Source organism: Arcobacter lacus (genome assembly GCF_003063295.1).
In the GTDB taxonomy this organism is placed as follows: Bacteria; Campylobacterota; Campylobacteria; order Campylobacterales; family Arcobacteraceae; genus Aliarcobacter; species Aliarcobacter lacus.
Window position 1 is genome coordinate 263,818 of record NZ_MUXF01000010.1, and the last position, 17,050, is coordinate 280,867.

The following is a 17,050-nucleotide window of genomic DNA, read 5'->3' on the forward strand; positions in this document are numbered from 1 at the left end:
AATGTATAGTGGAAGATGCAAATTTAATTATTGAAATTATTGAAAAGAATAATGACAAAGAACTTTTTAGATTACTAGAAGGATATAATGATATTCAGAAGATTGATTACAAAGATAAACCTATATTATCTTATATAAATATTGATGATTTATTTAATGCATTTTTAAAGACAAATGGTACAACTATGTATTATTTGGGAGGTATTATAAAAGATAGATATACTTTTGGAAAGAATGAATTATTATGTGAAAAAAAGTTTTTAGAAGAATTACTAAACAAAATAGATAATTATTTAAAAGACAATAAATATAAATTAAGTTCCTATAATTTAGAAAAAGAGATAAAAGAAAATATTTTAATTGCATTAGATGAAATAAAAAAAAGAGAAAGATTAGGAGAAACAAATTGAAAGCAATAACATTAAATCTAGCCGTTAAAGATATAAAAGAAACTATAAAGTATTATCAACAAAACTTTGATTTTGAAGTACAAATGCTAGTTGATGAATCAAAAACTATTTTTGATACACAAATCAAAGAAGAGTTAAACTATGTTTGGGCGATGATACATAAAGATAATGTTTCTTTAATGCTTCAAAGCATAGAAAGTTTGAAAGAAGATGTAGGAGAATTTTTTCAAAACCTTGGCGCTTCTTTGACTATGTATATCGAAGTTGAAAATGTAGATGAATTATATTTAAAAATAAAAGATAAAGTAACTATTTATAAAGAAATCGAAATTACTTGGTACGGACAAAAAGAGTTTTATATAAAAGATATAAATGGTTATATTTTAGGATTTACAAGCAAAAATAGTTGAAAAAGACTATATAATAAATAAAATTTAAAAGGGAAAGATGATGAATACTCTATTTTAATTCAAGGATAAAATCTAAAAATTACAATTATCCTTGATATTTAAACGGCAAAAATCAAGGAATTTTATGCAACATTTACAAATAAACAATCTTACATTTAAATATCAAGATACAGATATTTTTACAAATTTAAATCTTAGTTTTGAACCTTTTTCTTGGAATTGTATAGTTGGAAATAACGGTTCAGGAAAAACAACACTTTTAAAACTTATTGCAAAAAAAATCAAACTAGAAAATGGAAATATAGTTGGAAATGATTTGGTCTATTATTGCGAACAAAATCTCGATAAAACTCCTGATAGTTTTGAAGAGTTTATCTATACTTTCAATAGTAAAACTTTTAGATTAAAAGAGTTATTACATATCCAAGATGAGTGGTTTTATAGATGGGAAACTTTGAGTTTTGGAGAGAAAAAAAGAGTACAAATAGCAATCGCTTTATATCAAGAAATAGATGTTTTGCTACTTGATGAACCTACAAATCATTTGGATTATAAATCAAAAAATATTGTATTAGAAGCGTTGAAAAGTTTTAGAGGTATTGGTATTTTGGTTAGCCATGATAGAGAGCTTTTAAATACTTTATGTACAAATACAGTAATTATAAAAAATCAAAATGTTTACTCTTATAAAAGTGGTTATGATACAGCAATAAAAGAGTTAAATCAATATAGAGATTTTTTACAAAAAGAGAATGAAAATATAAATAAAGAGCTAAAAAAACTTCAAAAAAGTATTCAAACTCAAAAAGAGAAAGTATCACTTTCTAAAAGTAGATTATCAAAAAAAAGTATAGATAAAAACGACAAAGATGCAAAAGAGAAAATAAATCTAGCAAAACTTACTGGAAAAGATAAAAATGACTCAAAATTAGTTTCAACTTTTTCTAAAAAATATGAAGAACAAATCTCAAAAAGAAATAAGATAGATAAAGAGTTTGAAAAAGGTATAAAAATAGAAAACAATATCTTGAAAAAAGATTTATTCTCTTTTTATTTAGAAGAGGGAAGTTTGAAATTATCCCAAGAAAAGATTTTGTATTATCCAAATCTAACTATAAATTCGACCGATAAAATAGCAATTGTAGGAGATAATGGTGTCGGAAAAAGTAGTTTTTTAAAATATATCATTTCAAAAATAGATTTAAACAATAACTACTTATATCTTTCACAAGAAATAGAAGAAAATCAAATCAAAAAATTATATGAACAGATAGCTTCTTTTGACAATGATAAAAAAGGTTTACTTTATACTTTGGTAAGAAGATTGTCTTCAAATCCAAAAAATCTTTTGGAAAATAGATTTGCAAGTCCAGGAGAAATTAGAAAACTTTTTATAGCTAAGGCTTTGTTGGAAAATATTAGTTTGATAATACTTGATGAACCTACAAATCATATGGATATAGATTCTATTGAAGCTCTTGAAAAAGCCTTAGTAGTTTATGAAAAAGCTTTGATTGTTGTAAGTCACGATAAAACATTTATTAAAAATCTTAATTTAGAAGTTTGGAATGTTTTAAAAACAGATGATAAAAATTTTTTTATAACTAAGTAAATCAGATACAAAAAGATTTTATTATAAGATACAGTCCTAAAAATAAAATAATAAAGAGAAAAGATGAAAGTAAAATATTTAGAAAAATTTTATGTTGCAGGAATAACAGTAAGAACAAATAATGTAACAGAATTAAACGAAGAAACAGCTCAAATCCCACAACTTTGGCAAAGATATATAGATGAAAGTATTGAAAGTAAAACTTTTAATAAATCAAACAACTTTGCAATGTATGGAGTTTACAATAAATATGAAAAAGATGTAAATTCTGATTATGATTACACAATTGGAGTTGAAGTTACAAAACCTAAAAATGCTATAACAATAGAAAAAGATAAGTATTTGGTTTTTTCAAAAAAAGGTGAATTTCCAGATGTTGTAATAGATACTTGGTATGATGTTTGGGATTATTTTGCTAGTGAAAATTGTGAATATGAAAGAGCATATAACTTTGATTTTGAAAAATACGAAAATGAAGATGAAGTAGAAATATACATTTCTATACTATAAATATCAATCTATTTTGATTCAAAAAATTCCTTAATATCAACATCTAAAACTTTAGCAATTTTTGCAAGATGTTTGATATTAAAGTGATGATTATTTTTTCTGATTTCAGCTCGTCCAAGATATGCTCCACCACTCATTCCTATTTCTAAAGCTAATTGAATTTGGCTTAAACCTTTTTTTTCTCTATATTTTTTTACATTTGCTGAAACTATATCTAAAATTGTTTCACTATATTCTTCTAATTCATTTTCAAATTTATTTAACAAAATTATTCCTAACGATATATATATCTAAGTTGGAGATAATATAATTTTTGATATAGTTTAACAACGATTTATATATCGTTAACAAAAGAATGGAATGAATATGAAAGAAGAATTAAAGTTAGAGGATTGTTTTTCTAGTAAATTAATTGATTTTTCAATAATAAATTTTCAGATAGATAAAGAAAATAAATTAGAAGACTATTTATCAATTTTTGAAACGATAATTTTATCAAATAGCTCAAAAAAGCTTAGTGAAATTGTTGATTTATTAAATAATTTAGTTGTTAAAAAATATATAGAAATGGATATATTAAATCAATATTTAAAAAGTGAGGATTTTAATTTTTACATAAAAAAATACTTCAAAGAAGAGCAAATTGATTTAAAAATTTTTATTGATTAAACCAATTTATCAAAATCTGAGTTAACTCTTCAGGCTGTTCTTCAGCTATATAGTGTCCACAGTTTTTTATAACTTTAGTTGTAACACTATTTGATATTTTTTCCATAGCTATTCCAACTTGTTCTTTTAGTGCAAATTCTCCACCAATAGCTAAAATTTTTATATCTAATTTTGAAGTTAAAACTCTATTTTGTTCTGCACTTTGCTCAAAATATCGATAATATTCAAAACCGTTTTTCATCTTATTTTTATATGCTAAATAATAGTTTTGTATATCTTCTTCATTGATAGCATCTTTTATATATGATTTTTTATTAAAATACCAAGAAATATACTCTTTTTCTTTATTTTTAACTAAAAACTCTGGTATTTCATCTATCGAATGAAAGAAAAATTGCCAGATTTTATTTTTATTTGCTAAACAAAAAAGTTCATCAGGTATAAGTCCAGGAATTCCTGCATCAAGAATGGTTAAACTTTTTAAAGTTTCTTTAAAATATATACAATAACTTGCAGCAACCCAACTTCCAATATCATGCCCAACTAGATGAAATTTTTCTATTTGCAAATTTTTTATAAACTTGTTTAAAATTGTTGCTATATTTTTTGTATCATAAGTTTTTGTAGCACTGCTATTTCCAAGTCCTGGTAAATCTAGCGTTATAACTTTAAAATTTTTTGATAAATTTGGAATGATTTTTCTCCACATGTATGAAGTTTGAGGCCAACCATGAAGTAAAATTACAACTTCTCCAATACCTTCAATTGTATAAAAAATTTCTGTTTCATCTATGATTATATTTTTTTGCATATTTATCTCCTAAATACTTGACTAAATAGTCAAGTGAAATATTAATATAATTTGACTTATCTGTCAAGCTTAAAAATGATACAATTTAAAATGGAAAAAAATACAAGAAATGATTTAATAAACTGCACATTTGATGAAATCTATACAAAAGGTTATCAAGGTGCTTCTTTGACCAATATTTTAAAAAATGCAAAAGTACATAAAGGTTCTATGTACCATTTTTTTGAGAATAAAAAAGATATGGCAATGATTTCAATAAAAGAGAAAATTTATGAAAAATTTTTAGAAAGATATGCTTCGATTTTAAACTTGAAAGAAAATCATTTAGAAGCTTTTATTGAAAGCATAAAAGATACTACAAAAAGGGATTTTAAGAAAGGTTGCCCAATAGCAAACGTTATTCAAGAGATGTCAAATATTGATGAAGATTTTAAAGTTTTGATGGAACATATATATCAAGCATTTAGACAAAATATAAAAGATATTTTAGATAAAGCTATTGAAAAAAAAGAGATGAAAGAGTGTGACACAACAAAACTTGCTTTATATATAGCTTCAACACTTGAAGGTGCTATTTTATCTGCAAAAGCAAGTGGTAATATTCAAGACTATCTGGATGTAATAGATATTTTATCTTCTTACTTACTAACTTTCAAAAAGAGTTCATAAAACTCTTTTTCATAAAAATATCAAGCCCTTTAAGATATAATCCCTCATGGAAAATTTAATAAAAAAACTAGACTTAAATGATTATATAGATAATTTTTCTAAGCTTTTTGCTAGAGATAAATCTATTATTTTAGAAGGTGATATAAATATTCACCATAAACTTATCAATGAACTATCAAAATTTGATTTTAAAGCGCCACCAAAAGTTGAAAATCTTGATTCAGCTTTAATGCATATTCAAAAACAAGGTACTTTAAAAATTTATGAAATATTTGAATTTATAAAAATTGTAGAGTATTTTAGATATCTAAAAAGATTTAATTTTGAAGGAAAATTACTTGAATGGATTGAAAAAATAGTTATTCCTTCTGATATTATAAAAATTGCTGATTATTTTGATGAAAAAGCAAATTTAAAAGATGGTGTTGATGAAGATTTTGACAATATAAAATATGCTATTTCAAAAAATAAAGAAAATATAAAACAAAGCCTTTATAAAATCGTAAATTCATCAAAAATTAGACCATATTTGGTTGATATGCAAGTCCATTTAGTAAATGGTGAAGAAGCTTTACTTGTTCGAGGTGGATTTAACCATGTACTTAGTGGAAGTGTAATTGATAGATCAAACTCTGGATTTTTTTATGTTGTACCTCATAGTATTAGTGAATTAAAACAAAAAGAGAGCGATTTAAAAAATAAACAAGAAGAGATTTTATTTAAACTTTGTAGAGAAATTTCTTCAATTTTTGAAAAAAATTTATTGTTTTTGAAATTTATAAATAAAGAGTTTGATAGATTTGATCACTATCAAGCAAGACTATTTTTTGCAAAAATAGGTGATAAAATTTTTGTCTTACCTTCAAAAAATGAAGAAAATAGACTTGTAGATTTTTGTCATCCAGCACTTCATAATCCAAAACCTATATCTATTGATTTTACAAAAAATGTAGTTATGATAACAGGAGTAAATGCTGGAGGAAAAACTATGATGTTAAAATCAATTTTAAGTGCAGTTTTTCTTTCAAAATATCTTTTACCTTATAAAGCTCATCAAAATACAGTTGTTAGTAATTTTAAATTTATAAATGCAGTTTTAGATGATCCACAAAGTGTAAAAAATGATATTTCGACATTTGCTGGTCGTATGGTTGAATTTTCAAAACTTTTTGGTTCAAAAAATGCAATTGTTGGAGTTGATGAAATAGAACTAGGAACTGATTCAGACGAAGCTGCTAGTTTATTTAAAGTTATGATAGAAGATTTAATTCAAAGAGATATAAAAGTGATTATCACAACTCACCATAAAAGATTAGCTGCACTCATGGCTTCAAATGATAGTGTAGAATTGATTGCTGCTCTTTATGATGAAGAAAACCAAAAACCAACTTATGAATTTTTACAAGGAACAATAGGTAGGTCTTATGCTTTTGAAACTGCTTTAAGATATGGAATACCTTTAAATGTAGTAAAAAGAGCAAAAGAAGTTTATGGTGAAGATAAAGATAAATTAAATGAACTAATTGAAAGAAGTAGTTCTTTAGAAAGAGAATATAGACAAAAAATAGCAAAGCTTGATGAAGAAATTGCAAATATGCAAAGAATTACGAATAATTTAAAAGATCAAAAAGAAAAACTTGATGAACATATTTATAGTGAAAAATCAAAACTTCATAAAGAGTATAGTGATGCTAGAGATGAAGCAAAAAAAGCTATTAAAGCAAAACTTGTTAGTGAGTCGCATCAACATCTAAATATTTCGCATAAAATGGCAAAAGAGATAAAAGTTGAAAAAGTTCAAGAAGAAGTAGAGTTTAAAGTAGGGGATAGAGTAAAATATAGAAATACAAAAGGTGCTATACTTTCAATCAAAGGAACTAAAGCTTTTATTGAAAATGATATGGGAATGAAAGTTCAAGTTAATTTAAATGATTTAAGTAGAAGTGGAAATCCACCTCCAAAGATTCCAACAAAAAAAGCAACTGTTACTATTTCTAAACCTGAATCAGGAAGTATTAAACTGGATTTGCATGGTCAAAGAGCAGATGAAGCTATTGAAAATCTTGATAAGTTTTTAAGTGATGCACTATTAGCTGGTTTTGAAGAAGTTTTAGTTTATCATGGAATAGGAACAGGGAAATTAGCATTTGCAGTAAAAGAGTTTTTGAAAAAGCATCCAAGAGTAAAAGCTTTTGAAGATGCTCATCCAAGTAGTGGAGGTTTTGGAGCTAAAGTAATTAAACTCTAGTCTCCTCGTTTGCCTCATTGTCTTCTTTTTCAATCTTTTTTGTACATAATATTTTTTTGATACGATTGTTTTGTAGTTCTAAGATTTTATAAGTACACTCTTCGTCTTCAACAACATCTCCAACTACAGGCATTCTTCCCATTAAATGGAATATTCTTCCTCCAATAGTTACAGATAATTCTGTTTCATCAAATGTTACATCTAATATCTCTTCAACTTTTTCTATATTAACCATTCCATCAAATTCATAAATATTTTCATCTATTTTTTTAATAGTTTCTTGTTTAGGATCATGTTCATCAGTTGTTTCACCAATGATTTCCTCTAAAATATCATCCATTGTTAATAATCCAGAAGTTCCACCATATTCATCAATAACTAAAGCAATATGAATTCTACTTTTATTCATTCTTGTTAAAATCTTAGAAATAGAAGTATTTTCTGGAACCATGATAATTGGTCTTACAAATTTTGATATATCAATTTCTTTCCCATCTAAAGCATCATTTAATAAATCTCTAGTATGAATCATTCCTGTGATATTGTCTTTTCCACCATGACAATATGGATATCTTGTGAATCTAGTAGAAATAATTTTTTCCAAATTCTCCTCAAAAGATTTTTCAGAATTTATACAAACCATATCTTTTCTTGGTGTCATAATTTCTTTTGCAACTGTTTCAGAAAAATCTATAGCATTTTTTATAATTTCACTTTCAACAGAATCAATATATCCACCTTTAAAACTTTCATTAACGATTATTCTAATCTCTTCTTCTGAATGTGCTAATTCATGTGCAGTTGCAGGTTGAATACCTAATCTTCTAACAACAAATGCAGCAACAATATCAAAGAATCTAATAAATGGATAAAAAACTATCCAAAATATATGTAAAGGTTTTGCAATATAAAGTGCCATAGTTTCAGCTTTTGCAATAGCAACAGATTTTGGAACGATTTCTCCTAAAACTACGTGTAAAAATGTAATTAAAGTAAAAGCAATTATAAAACTTGTTGTATGAAGTAAAACAGAGTTATCACCAAACAAATATGTGAAAGGAGGTTCTATAAGTGTAGCAAGAGCAGGTTCTCCTATCCAACCTAAAGCAAGAGAAGAAAATGTAATTCCTAGTTGTGTAGCACTCAAATATGTGTCAAGTGAGTTAGACATTTTAAGAGCTAAAGAAGCACCTGAATTACCTTGTTTAACTAATTCTTCCAATCTACTTTTTCTAACTTTAACAATAGCAAACTCAGAAAGTACGAAAAAACCATTTAAAAACACCAAAAACATCGCTAAAATTAGCATAAGAATGGATTGTATATCGGGATCCAAAAATATTCCTTTTTATTAAACTTAATTATTGATAATAATATCAAAGCATAAATATAAGCTATATAGACTTAATATTTGCTTTTTATTATATTTAGTTTAATTGTTCAATTTTTAAATTAATCGAAGATGTCGAAGTTTCTTCTGCTTTTTCATCTAAAATTACTTGTTTTGTGTTAATTGATTTTTCTTTTATTAAATACTCTTTTATATTTAAAACTCTCTCTTTTCCAATTTTTGAAGACTCTTTTTCTTTATTGTATGAAGAGACTAATTTTATAGCTATATCTTCCCTTTTACTTAAAATTAGAGCAATTTTGTCTAAAGTCTCTTCTTGAATAGGTGTAATTTCACTCTCTTTTATTTCAAATTTTACACTTTTTATTTCATCTTCACTAAAATTGAACATTGCTCCAAGAAGAGAAAATGGAGCTGTTACAGCTTTTGTTATTAAATTTACAAAAGCTTTCCATAAAATTGCACCAATAGAAAATTGCGGATCATCAACATTTCCTGAAACTGGAAGATTTATATCTATAATCCCATTTGTATCTTCAAGTAAAGATATAGCAATTCCTAAAGGTAAAGAGATTGCTTCTGGACTTTGTACATCTTTTCCTAACTCTATTTTTGTAATTACAATATTATTTTGCGCATTTAAATTTGATTTTTCAATATTGTAGTTTAAATCTAAATCTAGTTTTCCACTTTTTAACTCACGTCCAACAAATTTTGCTGTATAAGGTGTGAAATTTTGCATTGCGATATTTTGAAATTTCATATTTATATCAGTCAAGATTTTTATATTTTTTGGATTTACAATACCTGTAATTTTTGCAACACCATAATTATCAACAACTCCATTTACTTCGAGATTTGTTTTTCCTAATTTTGTATTTCTTATTTCTGAAATTTTTCCATTTAATTTTGTAACTGTTGTTTTAAAAGGGATTGGTAAGTTTTTATCTTCAAAATCAAGAATTGCATTTTTTATATTAACTGGACCAATATTTAATTTTGTTTTATTATCTTTATTTTTATCATTTTGTGATACTTTTATAGTTTCAGTTTTTTCTTCATTTTTTAAATCTTTAATTTCTGTTTTTGGTAGAATGATTGAAATATGTGGATTATTTAAATCTGTTTTTTCAACTTTAAAAATATTGTTTTTATTTGAAATATTTTTTATTTTTAGATTTATATTTTTCGTATTAATCTTTAAATTGTTAGATTTATTTTCAAAAACTAGATTTGGTTCAATAAGATTGATAGAACTTATATCAAATATTTCAGCTCTGTTTTTAAATTTATTTACAGTTAAATCTAAATTCTTTGCATTTATTTTTAAATTATTTGTAAAGTCTTCAAAAATAATTGTCGGTTTTGAAACTTTTGCAGATTCTAAACTAATAGTATTATCTTTTGCAAATAAAAAGCTATTTAAAGCTAAATTTATATTTTGTGTATCAACATTTATTTTTAAATTTTTTTCGTCAAAGTTTAAATCTTTTGATTTAATAACTGCATTTGAGAAAGCAACATTATCATCAACTTTTAGATTATTTAAATCAATATTTATATTGTTTGATTTTATTTCTAAATTATTTGATTTATCTAAAAATTGAAAAGTTTTATTTGTAACATTTGCTTTTTCTAATTCAACTAAAGAATTAACTATTTTTAGGTTTTGTGCATCTAAAGAAATTGATTTAACATCAATTAAACTATTATTTATTCTATTATCAAAATTATAATTTGCATTAACTTTTATATCTGAAAAGTTTAAAATCCAAGGTTTTGAATCAGTAATATTTTCTTCTTTTTTTTCATTTGAGTTTGATGTTGTCACTAAAGAAGCAAAATTAACTCCATTTTTGTCTAAAATCATATTTGCTTTTAAATCATCAATAAATACACCATTAAAATTGATATTTTGACTGATTAAATCAAGATCAAATCTTTTTATATCAAGTTTTTTTAGACTAGCTATTATTTTTTTGTTTTGTTTTAAATTTATGTTGTTGATTTCTAATAAATCAGTAGCTAAATATAAGGCAAATTCATTTGTAGTATCAATATTGTAGTTCAATCCTAAATTGATGTTTGCGTCATCATTAAGCTCAAAATTGAAAAAGTTTTTATCAAAATCAATGATTTCTTTTATTCTTAAATCATTTATTGATATTTTTCCATAAGCTTTAAAAGGATTTATTTTAAATGCACTACTAATTTGAACATCTGTATGTTCATTTATTTTAAAAGTTAAATTGTTTGAAGATAATGAATTTTTAAAAGTTCCTAAATCATATATTACGTAATTAATATCTTTTAAATAAAGAGAAAATGGTTCTTTGTCTATATAACTTGTAAAATTTATATCAGCATTTTTTAAATCTATTTTTGAAACTAAAAATTTTATATTATTTGAAGTTTCTTCATTTATTTCATCTTTAACTTCACTTTGTTCTTCTGTATTTTGTGATTGCTTTACTATATTTGCTAAGTTAATGCTTCCATCTTTTTCTTGAATAATATTTAAAAAGATTTCATCTAAAGTTATATTTTCTATACGAAAGTGTTTTTGTTCTATAGATTTAAAAATACTCAAACCTATATTTAACTCTTTAAAAGAAACAATAGTATTGTTATTTTCATCAATTAACTTAAATTCATAAACTTTTGTATCTAAAGTTATAGGATTGAATTTTACATCTTCAATAGAAGATTTTAAAATTAAATTTTCATCTAAATTTTTAACTAATTCTTTTTTTAATAGATAAGGAATTAATGTAAACCCAGAAATTATATAGATTGTAAGTAGCGAAATTACTGTATAAAATAGAATTTTTAAAGCTTTCATTAATGACCCCTCTCTTAGTGAATAGAAATATTATAACAAAATAAAGATTAGTTAGATAAAATTTGTTTTAATAAAAAGGATAGAAAATGAGCATTATAGAACTATTTCAAAAATTATTAAGATTTAAATCAATTACTCCAAATGATGATGGAGCTTTTGATTTTATACAAGAATATTTAGGAAATGACTGGAATTGTATAAAAGTTGATATGGAAGGTGTAAAAAATAGATTTTATTATAAAAAATTCAATGATACAAACCAACATCTTTGTTTTGCAGGGCATATTGATGTAGTACCTGTTGGAAATGGTTGGGAAGTTGATCCTTTTGCTGCTGAAGTTATAGATGGAGTAATAACTGCACGAGGTGCTCAAGATATGAAAAGTGGAGATGCTGCTTTTTTATACGCTTGTAAAAATGCAAAACACTTTGATGGTACATTAAGTATTTTAATGACTTCAGATGAAGAAGGTGAAGGAACTTATGGAACTATTAAAATGCTTGAACATTTGAGACAAATAAATATGATTCCAAATTATGCAGTTGTAGCAGAACCAACTTGTGAAGAAGTTTTTGGAGATGCTATAAAAGTTGGTAGAAGGGGAAGCATAAATGGGTATATTACAATAAAAGGAAAACAAGGACATGCTGCATATCCAGAAAAGTGTATAAATCCTGTACATAATTTTGCACATATTTTACCCAAAATTGCAGGAATAAATCTTGATAATGGTGATGAATATTTTGCACCTTCAAAACTTGTAATAACAGATATTAGAGCTGGTATGGAAGTTACAAATGTAACTCCTAATGAATTAAAAATTATGTTTAATGTAAGAAATTCTACAAATACAAAAAAAGAAGATGTAGAAAATTTTATTAATGAAAATCTAAATGGTTTAAATTATGAATTTAGAACAACTCAAGGTTCTTTTCCTTTTGTTACAAATAAAAAATCTAAAGTTGTAATTGCTATGGAAAATTCTATTTTTGAAACTTTAGGAATAAAAACAAAACACTCAACTGCTGGTGGTACAAGTGATGCTAGATATTTTGGTGCATTTGGAATTGAGGCAATAGAGTTTGGTGTAATTAATGATACAATACATAGTATAAATGAAAAAACAACAGTAAAAGAAGTTGAGGGTTTAACTAAAGTTTTTGAAAATTTGATTAAAAATTTTTAAATATTAAAAAAAATAGCTTTTCTGTATATTTTTTATATAGTTTAAACTCTTGATTGTTGAATAAAAACTGATACAATTTTTTTATCTTAATGATGAAAAGGAGACAAGATGAAAAAGTGGGTTTTATTAACTTCACTAATGAGTTCTTTAGCTTTCGCTGAAGAGGTAGCAGAACCAGCTGTATTAAATACAGGAGATACTGCTTGGATGATGATGTCAACTGCTTTAGTATTACTAATGACACCAATTGGTTTAGCACTGTTTTATTCAGGTATGACAAGAGCTAAAAATGTTTTAAATACATATTTAATGGTATTCGGTGCATTTACTATTGCTTTTATTGCTTGGGTTGTTGCAGGTTTTTCAATTGCATTTGGAACTATGGATGGTTCACTAAATGATTTCATTGGTGGTTTTTCTCATATTATGCTGAGTGGTATTAGTTGGTCTGATCTTTCAGCTGATTCTGGACAAACTTATCCTAAATTTGTTTTTGTTGTATTTCAAGGTACTTTTGCAGCTATCACAATAGCAATTGCTGCTGGTTCTGTTATTGAAAGAATGAAATTCTCTACATGGATGGTTTTCACATTTATCTGGACAATTGTTGTTTATGCTCCAATTGTACACATGGTTTGGGGTGGAGGATACCTATTCAATGAGGGTGCATTAGATTTCGCTGGAGGAACAGTTGTTCATATGAATGGTGGTTTAGCTGGTCTTGTTCTTGCAATTTTAATTGGTAAAAGATCAGATTATCCAAGAGTTGCTATGAAACCTGCAAGTATCATTTTAACAGCAGTTGGTGCTGGATTATTATGGTTTGGTTGGTATGGATTTAATGGTGGTTCAGCATTTGGTGCAAATGAAATAGCTGGTCTTGCTTATCTTACAACAACTATAGCAACATCAATTGCAGCTATTACTTGGTTAGTTATTGAAACAATTATATTCAAAAAAGCTACACTTTTAGGGGCAGCTTCAGGTGCAATAGCAGGTCTTGTAGCAATTACTCCAGCAGCAGGATTTGTTGATGTTGGTGGTTCTTTAATAGTTGGTATAGTAGGTGCAATAGTAGCATTCTTTGGTGTTGCGATGTTGAAGAAAAAACTTGGATATGATGATAGTTTAGATGCATTTGGTATTCACTTCCTTGCTGGTATGTGGGGAGCAATTGCAACAGGAATCTTCGCATTAAATGACAAAGATCTTTTATGGGATGGACCATTAAAAGATGCAGATGATAGATTAGCTCAAATTTTTGTTCAATTCGAATCAATAGTAGTTGTAGGTATCTATACATTAATTGGAACAATTGTTGTTTATTATATAGCTTCAATGTTGACAAAAGGTGCGAGAGTTACTGAAGAAGAAGAAAGACAAGGTCTTGATGAGTCAGTGCACGGTGAACGTGGATTTAACCTATAATATATAAAGGCTTAAGATATGAAAAAAATAGAAGTAATAATAAAACCTTTTAAACTAGAAGATGTTAAAGAGGCGTTAGTAAGTATTGATGTGTCAGGTATGACAATTAGTGATGTAAAAGGTTATGGAAGACAACAAGGACATAGTGAACTTTATAGAGGTGCTGAGTATGTTGTTGATTTCTTACCAAAAATTAAGATTGAAGTTACAGTAAAAGATGATATGGTTGATAAAGTTATCAAAGTTATCTCTGAATCTGCAAAAACAGGAAAAATTGGTGATGGAAAAATCTTTGTTCATGATATTTCTAAAGTTGTAAGAATTAGAACTGGTGAAACGAACGACGACGCATTATAAAAAATTTTAAGCTCAAGATTAATCTTGAGCTTTTTTCTTCTTAAAATAAATTTCTAATATTTTTATCTAAATTTTAATCCCTATTATTAAACTATACTTTGAGGATATTTGTAGTATAATTACCACTATTTTAATTAGAATTTAAAAAAGGAAAACTATGAGTTTTTTGTTTAACAAATATAGCCACTTTAATTTAGCAAATATTGTAACATTTTTTAATATAGCATCAGGTATTTTTGCTATTTACTTCCTAACTCATCATCAATTTTTAGCAGCAGCCCTTTTTGCTTGGTTAGCGGGTGGTTTTGATATATTTGATGGAAAAATAGCAAGAAAGTATAATCTTTCTACACAATTTGGTATTCAGCTTGATTCTTATGCAGATTTTTTATCTTTTGTAATAGTTCCTGCGATGTTTATTTATTTTGCAGTTGTTGATACAAAAGAAGAGTTTTTATTTATGCCTTTAGTAATCTTTGCTTTTATTTATTACGTTATTTCTGGACTTAGAAGATTAATTCAATTTAATATTAATGCTGATGAAGGGAAAGTTGAAAAATTTTTTACAGGAGTTCCAACACCTCTTGGAGCAATACTTCTTTGGCTTGTTTATTTAGTATATTTAACAGATACTATTTCTGAAACTTTTGTACTTTTTATGATGATAATCATCGCTTATTTATTAAACTCAAAAGTAAAAATCCCACATTTATAAGACTTATATGAAATTTAACGAAATTGTAACTATTGATTTAGGCTCTAACTCTTTTAGAGTTCTAAAATATGACTATAAAAATCATAAAATTATTTCAGAATTTAATGAAGTTGTTGGAATGGCAGATGGTTTGGTTGAAACTCTTAATATTTCAAAAGATGCAATGATAAGAGTGATAAATGCTATAAATAAAGCTTCACAAGATTTAAATTTTGATCCTAAAGATGCAGTTTGTGTAACAACTGCTGCTATGAGAAAAGCATTAAACAATAAAGAAGTTTTGTCTTTTTTTGAAGAAAAAACTGGTGCAAAGTTTAGTATAATCGATGCAAATGAAGAAGCAAGGCTTACTTTACTTGCTGTTAAATATGCATTAAAAAGAGAAAAAATTAATTCAGAAAATTTTGTTTTGCTTGATATTGGTGGTGGTTCTACTGAAATTGTTGTAAATACAGCCCAAAATTATGAAGCAAAAAGTTTTGATTTTGGAATTGTTACAATGACCCAAAAATCAATAAAAAAAGAGGATTTAGAAAAAGATTTAAATGATAGAAAAATTCAAATAAAAGAGTTTTTGACTTCTTTAAAAATTGATTTAAAAGATTATAGTTTTGTAGCAACAGCAGGAACACCAACAACCATAGCAGCGATAAAATTAGGACAAGATTATTTTAGTTACGATAGAAATATTGTAAATGGAACAAAAGTAAATTTAAAAGATTTAGAAGACTCTTTAAAAATTTTCAAAAGCCATTCTAAAGATGAATTAACTAAACTTGTAGGACAAGGACGAGTAGAATTTATGGAAGTTGGGACATATATCTATAAAATGGTTTTTGAAGTTTTACAAAAAGATGAATCAATAGTTTTAGATGATGGCTTAAGAGAAGGGGTTGCTATAAATTACGCTTTAACAAAGTAAATTAAGATAATAATCTTATACTTTGTTCTTGTACAATATTTGCTTGTGCTGCTGCTAAATAACCGGCATTTGCATTAACATTTGTTTTTGAAAAATCATTAGCTTCTTTTCCAAAATTTATATTTTCAGTTGATTTCTGATTATATAATTCAAATTGTTTTGAAATATCTTCTTTAGCACTATTTTTTAATTGATTAGAAAATTCACTAAATTTATTATATGCATTATCAAGTTCATTTGATGATGAAGTTACTGTATTTATAGCATTTTCTAAATTTCCACTTATATTTAAATCTTTATTATTTACAGCATTAAAAATAGAATTTGTAAATTCTGCTGTATTTGTTTTTGATGTAGAAAAAGTTTGCGAATTTGTATCAATAGTTATAGAATTATTATCCTCTTTTTGTGTTACAAGTAAGTTTTCATTTTTATATTTTGTATTATATGCTATTTGATTAAAAGATATTAAATCTTCATTTATACTTTTTCTTATATCATTTTTATTTTCTAAATTTTCACTGTTTTGAAGTTTATCTTGAATATTATTTAAGTATTCTTGCTGTTTTTCAATAGAATTCATACTTATATTTGAAGCAGCTATACCATCATTTAAAGATTGTATATTTTGTGCAAACTCACTTCTTTGAATATTATAATTACTTATAGTTAAATTTAAACTTTCATTTTGAAAATTATCTATTTTAGCTGAAGAAGTTTTATTTAATTGTAAAGATGAATTGTTGCTTAAGCCTGAAATTGTACTATTATTTATAGCATTTACATCCACTTTTCATTCCTTGAAATAAACATAAGACTGATTATATCCAAAAAAAAATTAATTAATATGTTTTCTTAAATTTTAAATATCAACTCTTCGTACAAAGGTAATTTAATCCTATTTTCAGT

17 protein-coding genes are annotated in these 17,050 nt (G+C 25.6%); 12 read left to right on the top strand and 5 right to left on the bottom strand.

From position 1 onward, the window contains the following. The 4 genes from B0175_RS06905 to B0175_RS06920 all read left to right on the top strand — a co-directional run. Positions 1-410 (top strand): hypothetical protein (locus tag B0175_RS06905; protein WP_210004299.1); only part of this gene is annotated, 410 nt, incomplete at its 5' end. Next, positions 407-820 (top strand): VOC family protein, encoded by a 414-nt coding sequence (locus B0175_RS06910; protein WP_108527903.1) that lies wholly within the window; start codon positions 407-409, stop codon positions 818-820. The genes B0175_RS06905 and B0175_RS06910, both read left to right, overlap by 4 nt. 124 nt (positions 821-944) lie before the next feature. Then, entirely contained in the window at positions 945-2,432 is a 1,488-nt protein-coding gene (locus B0175_RS06915) for an ATP-binding cassette domain-containing protein (protein WP_108527904.1), read from the top strand. Between the two features lie 63 nt (positions 2,433-2,495). After that, entirely contained in the window at positions 2,496-2,942 is a 447-nt protein-coding gene (locus tag B0175_RS06920) for a GyrI-like domain-containing protein (RefSeq protein WP_046997945.1), read from the top strand. Positions 2,943-2,950: 8 nt separating this feature from the next. Here the strand turns inward: B0175_RS06920 and B0175_RS06925 are convergent, their stop codons facing one another. Further along, on the bottom strand, positions 2,951-3,208 hold the full coding sequence (locus tag B0175_RS06925) for a helix-turn-helix domain-containing protein (protein ID WP_108527905.1): 258 nt from the start codon (positions 3,206-3,208) through the stop codon (positions 2,951-2,953). A gap of 100 nt (positions 3,209-3,308) precedes the next feature. On the opposite strand from B0175_RS06925, the gene B0175_RS06930 reads away from it, so the two are divergent. Then, a complete protein-coding gene (locus B0175_RS06930; RefSeq protein ID WP_228156076.1) occupies positions 3,309-3,611 on the top strand; it encodes a hypothetical protein in 303 nt (100 codons plus the stop codon). Here the strand turns inward: B0175_RS06930 and B0175_RS06935 are convergent. After that, positions 3,601-4,422, bottom strand: a complete 822-nt coding sequence (locus tag B0175_RS06935; protein WP_108527906.1) for an alpha/beta fold hydrolase — start codon at positions 4,420-4,422, stop codon at positions 3,601-3,603. The genes B0175_RS06930 and B0175_RS06935 overlap by 11 nt on opposite strands. A 90-nt stretch (positions 4,423-4,512) precedes the next feature. Here B0175_RS06935 and B0175_RS06940 point away from each other — a divergent pair, with 90 nt between their 5' ends. Continuing rightward, positions 4,513-5,091, top strand: a complete 579-nt coding sequence (locus B0175_RS06940; RefSeq protein WP_228156077.1) for a TetR/AcrR family transcriptional regulator — start codon at positions 4,513-4,515, stop codon at positions 5,089-5,091. Positions 5,092-5,137: 46 nt separating this feature from the next. Continuing rightward, on the top strand, positions 5,138-7,339 hold the full coding sequence (locus B0175_RS06945) for an endonuclease MutS2 (RefSeq protein ID WP_108527908.1): 2,202 nt from the start codon (positions 5,138-5,140) through the stop codon (positions 7,337-7,339). Here the strand turns inward: B0175_RS06945 and B0175_RS06950 are convergent. Then, complete coding sequence (locus tag B0175_RS06950) at positions 7,329-8,648, bottom strand: hemolysin family protein (protein WP_108527909.1); 1,320 nt, start codon at positions 8,646-8,648, stop codon at positions 7,329-7,331. The genes B0175_RS06945 and B0175_RS06950 overlap by 11 nt on opposite strands. Before the next feature lie 118 nt (positions 8,649-8,766). After that, positions 8,767-11,532 (bottom strand): DUF748 domain-containing protein, encoded by a 2,766-nt coding sequence (locus B0175_RS06955; RefSeq protein WP_108527910.1) that lies wholly within the window; start codon positions 11,530-11,532, stop codon positions 8,767-8,769. Between the two features lie 86 nt (positions 11,533-11,618). Here B0175_RS06955 and dapE point away from each other — a divergent pair, with 86 nt between their 5' ends. The 5 genes from dapE to B0175_RS06980 all read left to right on the top strand — a co-directional run bounded on the left by dapE (position 11,619) and on the right by B0175_RS06980 (position 16,141). Continuing rightward, entirely contained in the window at positions 11,619-12,719 is a 1,101-nt protein-coding gene (gene dapE / locus B0175_RS06960) for a succinyl-diaminopimelate desuccinylase (RefSeq protein ID WP_108527911.1), read from the top strand. 108 nt (positions 12,720-12,827) lie between these two features. Continuing rightward, the gene (locus tag B0175_RS06965) at positions 12,828-14,147 is read left to right on the top strand and encodes an ammonium transporter (RefSeq protein WP_108527912.1); all 1,320 of its coding nucleotides are present in this window, start codon (positions 12,828-12,830) and stop codon (positions 14,145-14,147) included. Between the two features lie 18 nt (positions 14,148-14,165). Continuing rightward, positions 14,166-14,504 carry a P-II family nitrogen regulator gene (locus tag B0175_RS06970; RefSeq protein ID WP_108527913.1) on the top strand — a complete coding sequence of 113 codons (339 nt, stop codon included), beginning with the start codon at positions 14,166-14,168 and terminating at the stop codon, positions 14,502-14,504. Positions 14,505-14,661: 157 nt separating this feature from the next. Continuing rightward, positions 14,662-15,219, top strand: coding sequence for a CDP-alcohol phosphatidyltransferase family protein (locus tag B0175_RS06975; protein ID WP_108527914.1), 558 nt, complete (start codon positions 14,662-14,664; stop codon positions 15,217-15,219). 7 nt (positions 15,220-15,226) lie between these two features. Then, positions 15,227-16,141 (top strand): Ppx/GppA phosphatase family protein, encoded by a 915-nt coding sequence (locus B0175_RS06980; protein ID WP_108527915.1) that lies wholly within the window; start codon positions 15,227-15,229, stop codon positions 16,139-16,141. Between the two features lies 1 nt (position 16,142). On the opposite strand, the gene B0175_RS06985 is transcribed toward B0175_RS06980, so the two are convergent. Beyond that, the gene (locus B0175_RS06985; protein ID WP_108527916.1) at positions 16,143-16,931 is read right to left on the bottom strand and encodes a hypothetical protein; all 789 of its coding nucleotides are present in this window, start codon (positions 16,929-16,931) and stop codon (positions 16,143-16,145) included. Positions 16,932-17,050: the final 119 nt, after the last annotated feature.

Bases quoted from the DNA above. Each gene is read 5' to 3' on its own strand.
- B0175_RS06915 (WP_108527904.1), top strand. From the start codon at position 945: ATGCAACATTTACAAATAAACAATCTTACATTTAAATATCAAGATACA.
- B0175_RS06920 (WP_046997945.1), top strand. From the start codon at position 2,496: ATGAAAGTAAAATATTTAGAAAAATTTTATGTTGCAGGAATAACAGTA.
- B0175_RS06930 (WP_228156076.1), top strand. From the start codon at position 3,309: ATGAAAGAAGAATTAAAGTTAGAGGATTGTTTTTCTAGTAAATTAATT.
- B0175_RS06935 (WP_108527906.1), bottom strand. From the start codon at position 4,422: ATGCAAAAAAATATAATCATAGATGAAACAGAAATTTTTTATACAATT.
- B0175_RS06940 (WP_228156077.1), top strand. From the start codon at position 4,513: ATGGAAAAAAATACAAGAAATGATTTAATAAACTGCACATTTGATGAA.
- B0175_RS06945 (WP_108527908.1), top strand. From the start codon at position 5,138: ATGGAAAATTTAATAAAAAAACTAGACTTAAATGATTATATAGATAAT.
- B0175_RS06950 (WP_108527909.1), bottom strand. From the start codon at position 8,648: ATGCTAATTTTAGCGATGTTTTTGGTGTTTTTAAATGGTTTTTTCGTA.
- B0175_RS06955 (WP_108527910.1), bottom strand. From the start codon at position 11,532: ATGAAAGCTTTAAAAATTCTATTTTATACAGTAATTTCGCTACTTACA.
- dapE (WP_108527911.1), top strand. From the start codon at position 11,619: ATGAGCATTATAGAACTATTTCAAAAATTATTAAGATTTAAATCAATT.
- B0175_RS06965 (WP_108527912.1), top strand. From the start codon at position 12,828: ATGAAAAAGTGGGTTTTATTAACTTCACTAATGAGTTCTTTAGCTTTC.
- B0175_RS06970 (WP_108527913.1), top strand. From the start codon at position 14,166: ATGAAAAAAATAGAAGTAATAATAAAACCTTTTAAACTAGAAGATGTT.
- B0175_RS06975 (WP_108527914.1), top strand. From the start codon at position 14,662: ATGAGTTTTTTGTTTAACAAATATAGCCACTTTAATTTAGCAAATATT.
- B0175_RS06980 (WP_108527915.1), top strand. From the start codon at position 15,227: ATGAAATTTAACGAAATTGTAACTATTGATTTAGGCTCTAACTCTTTT.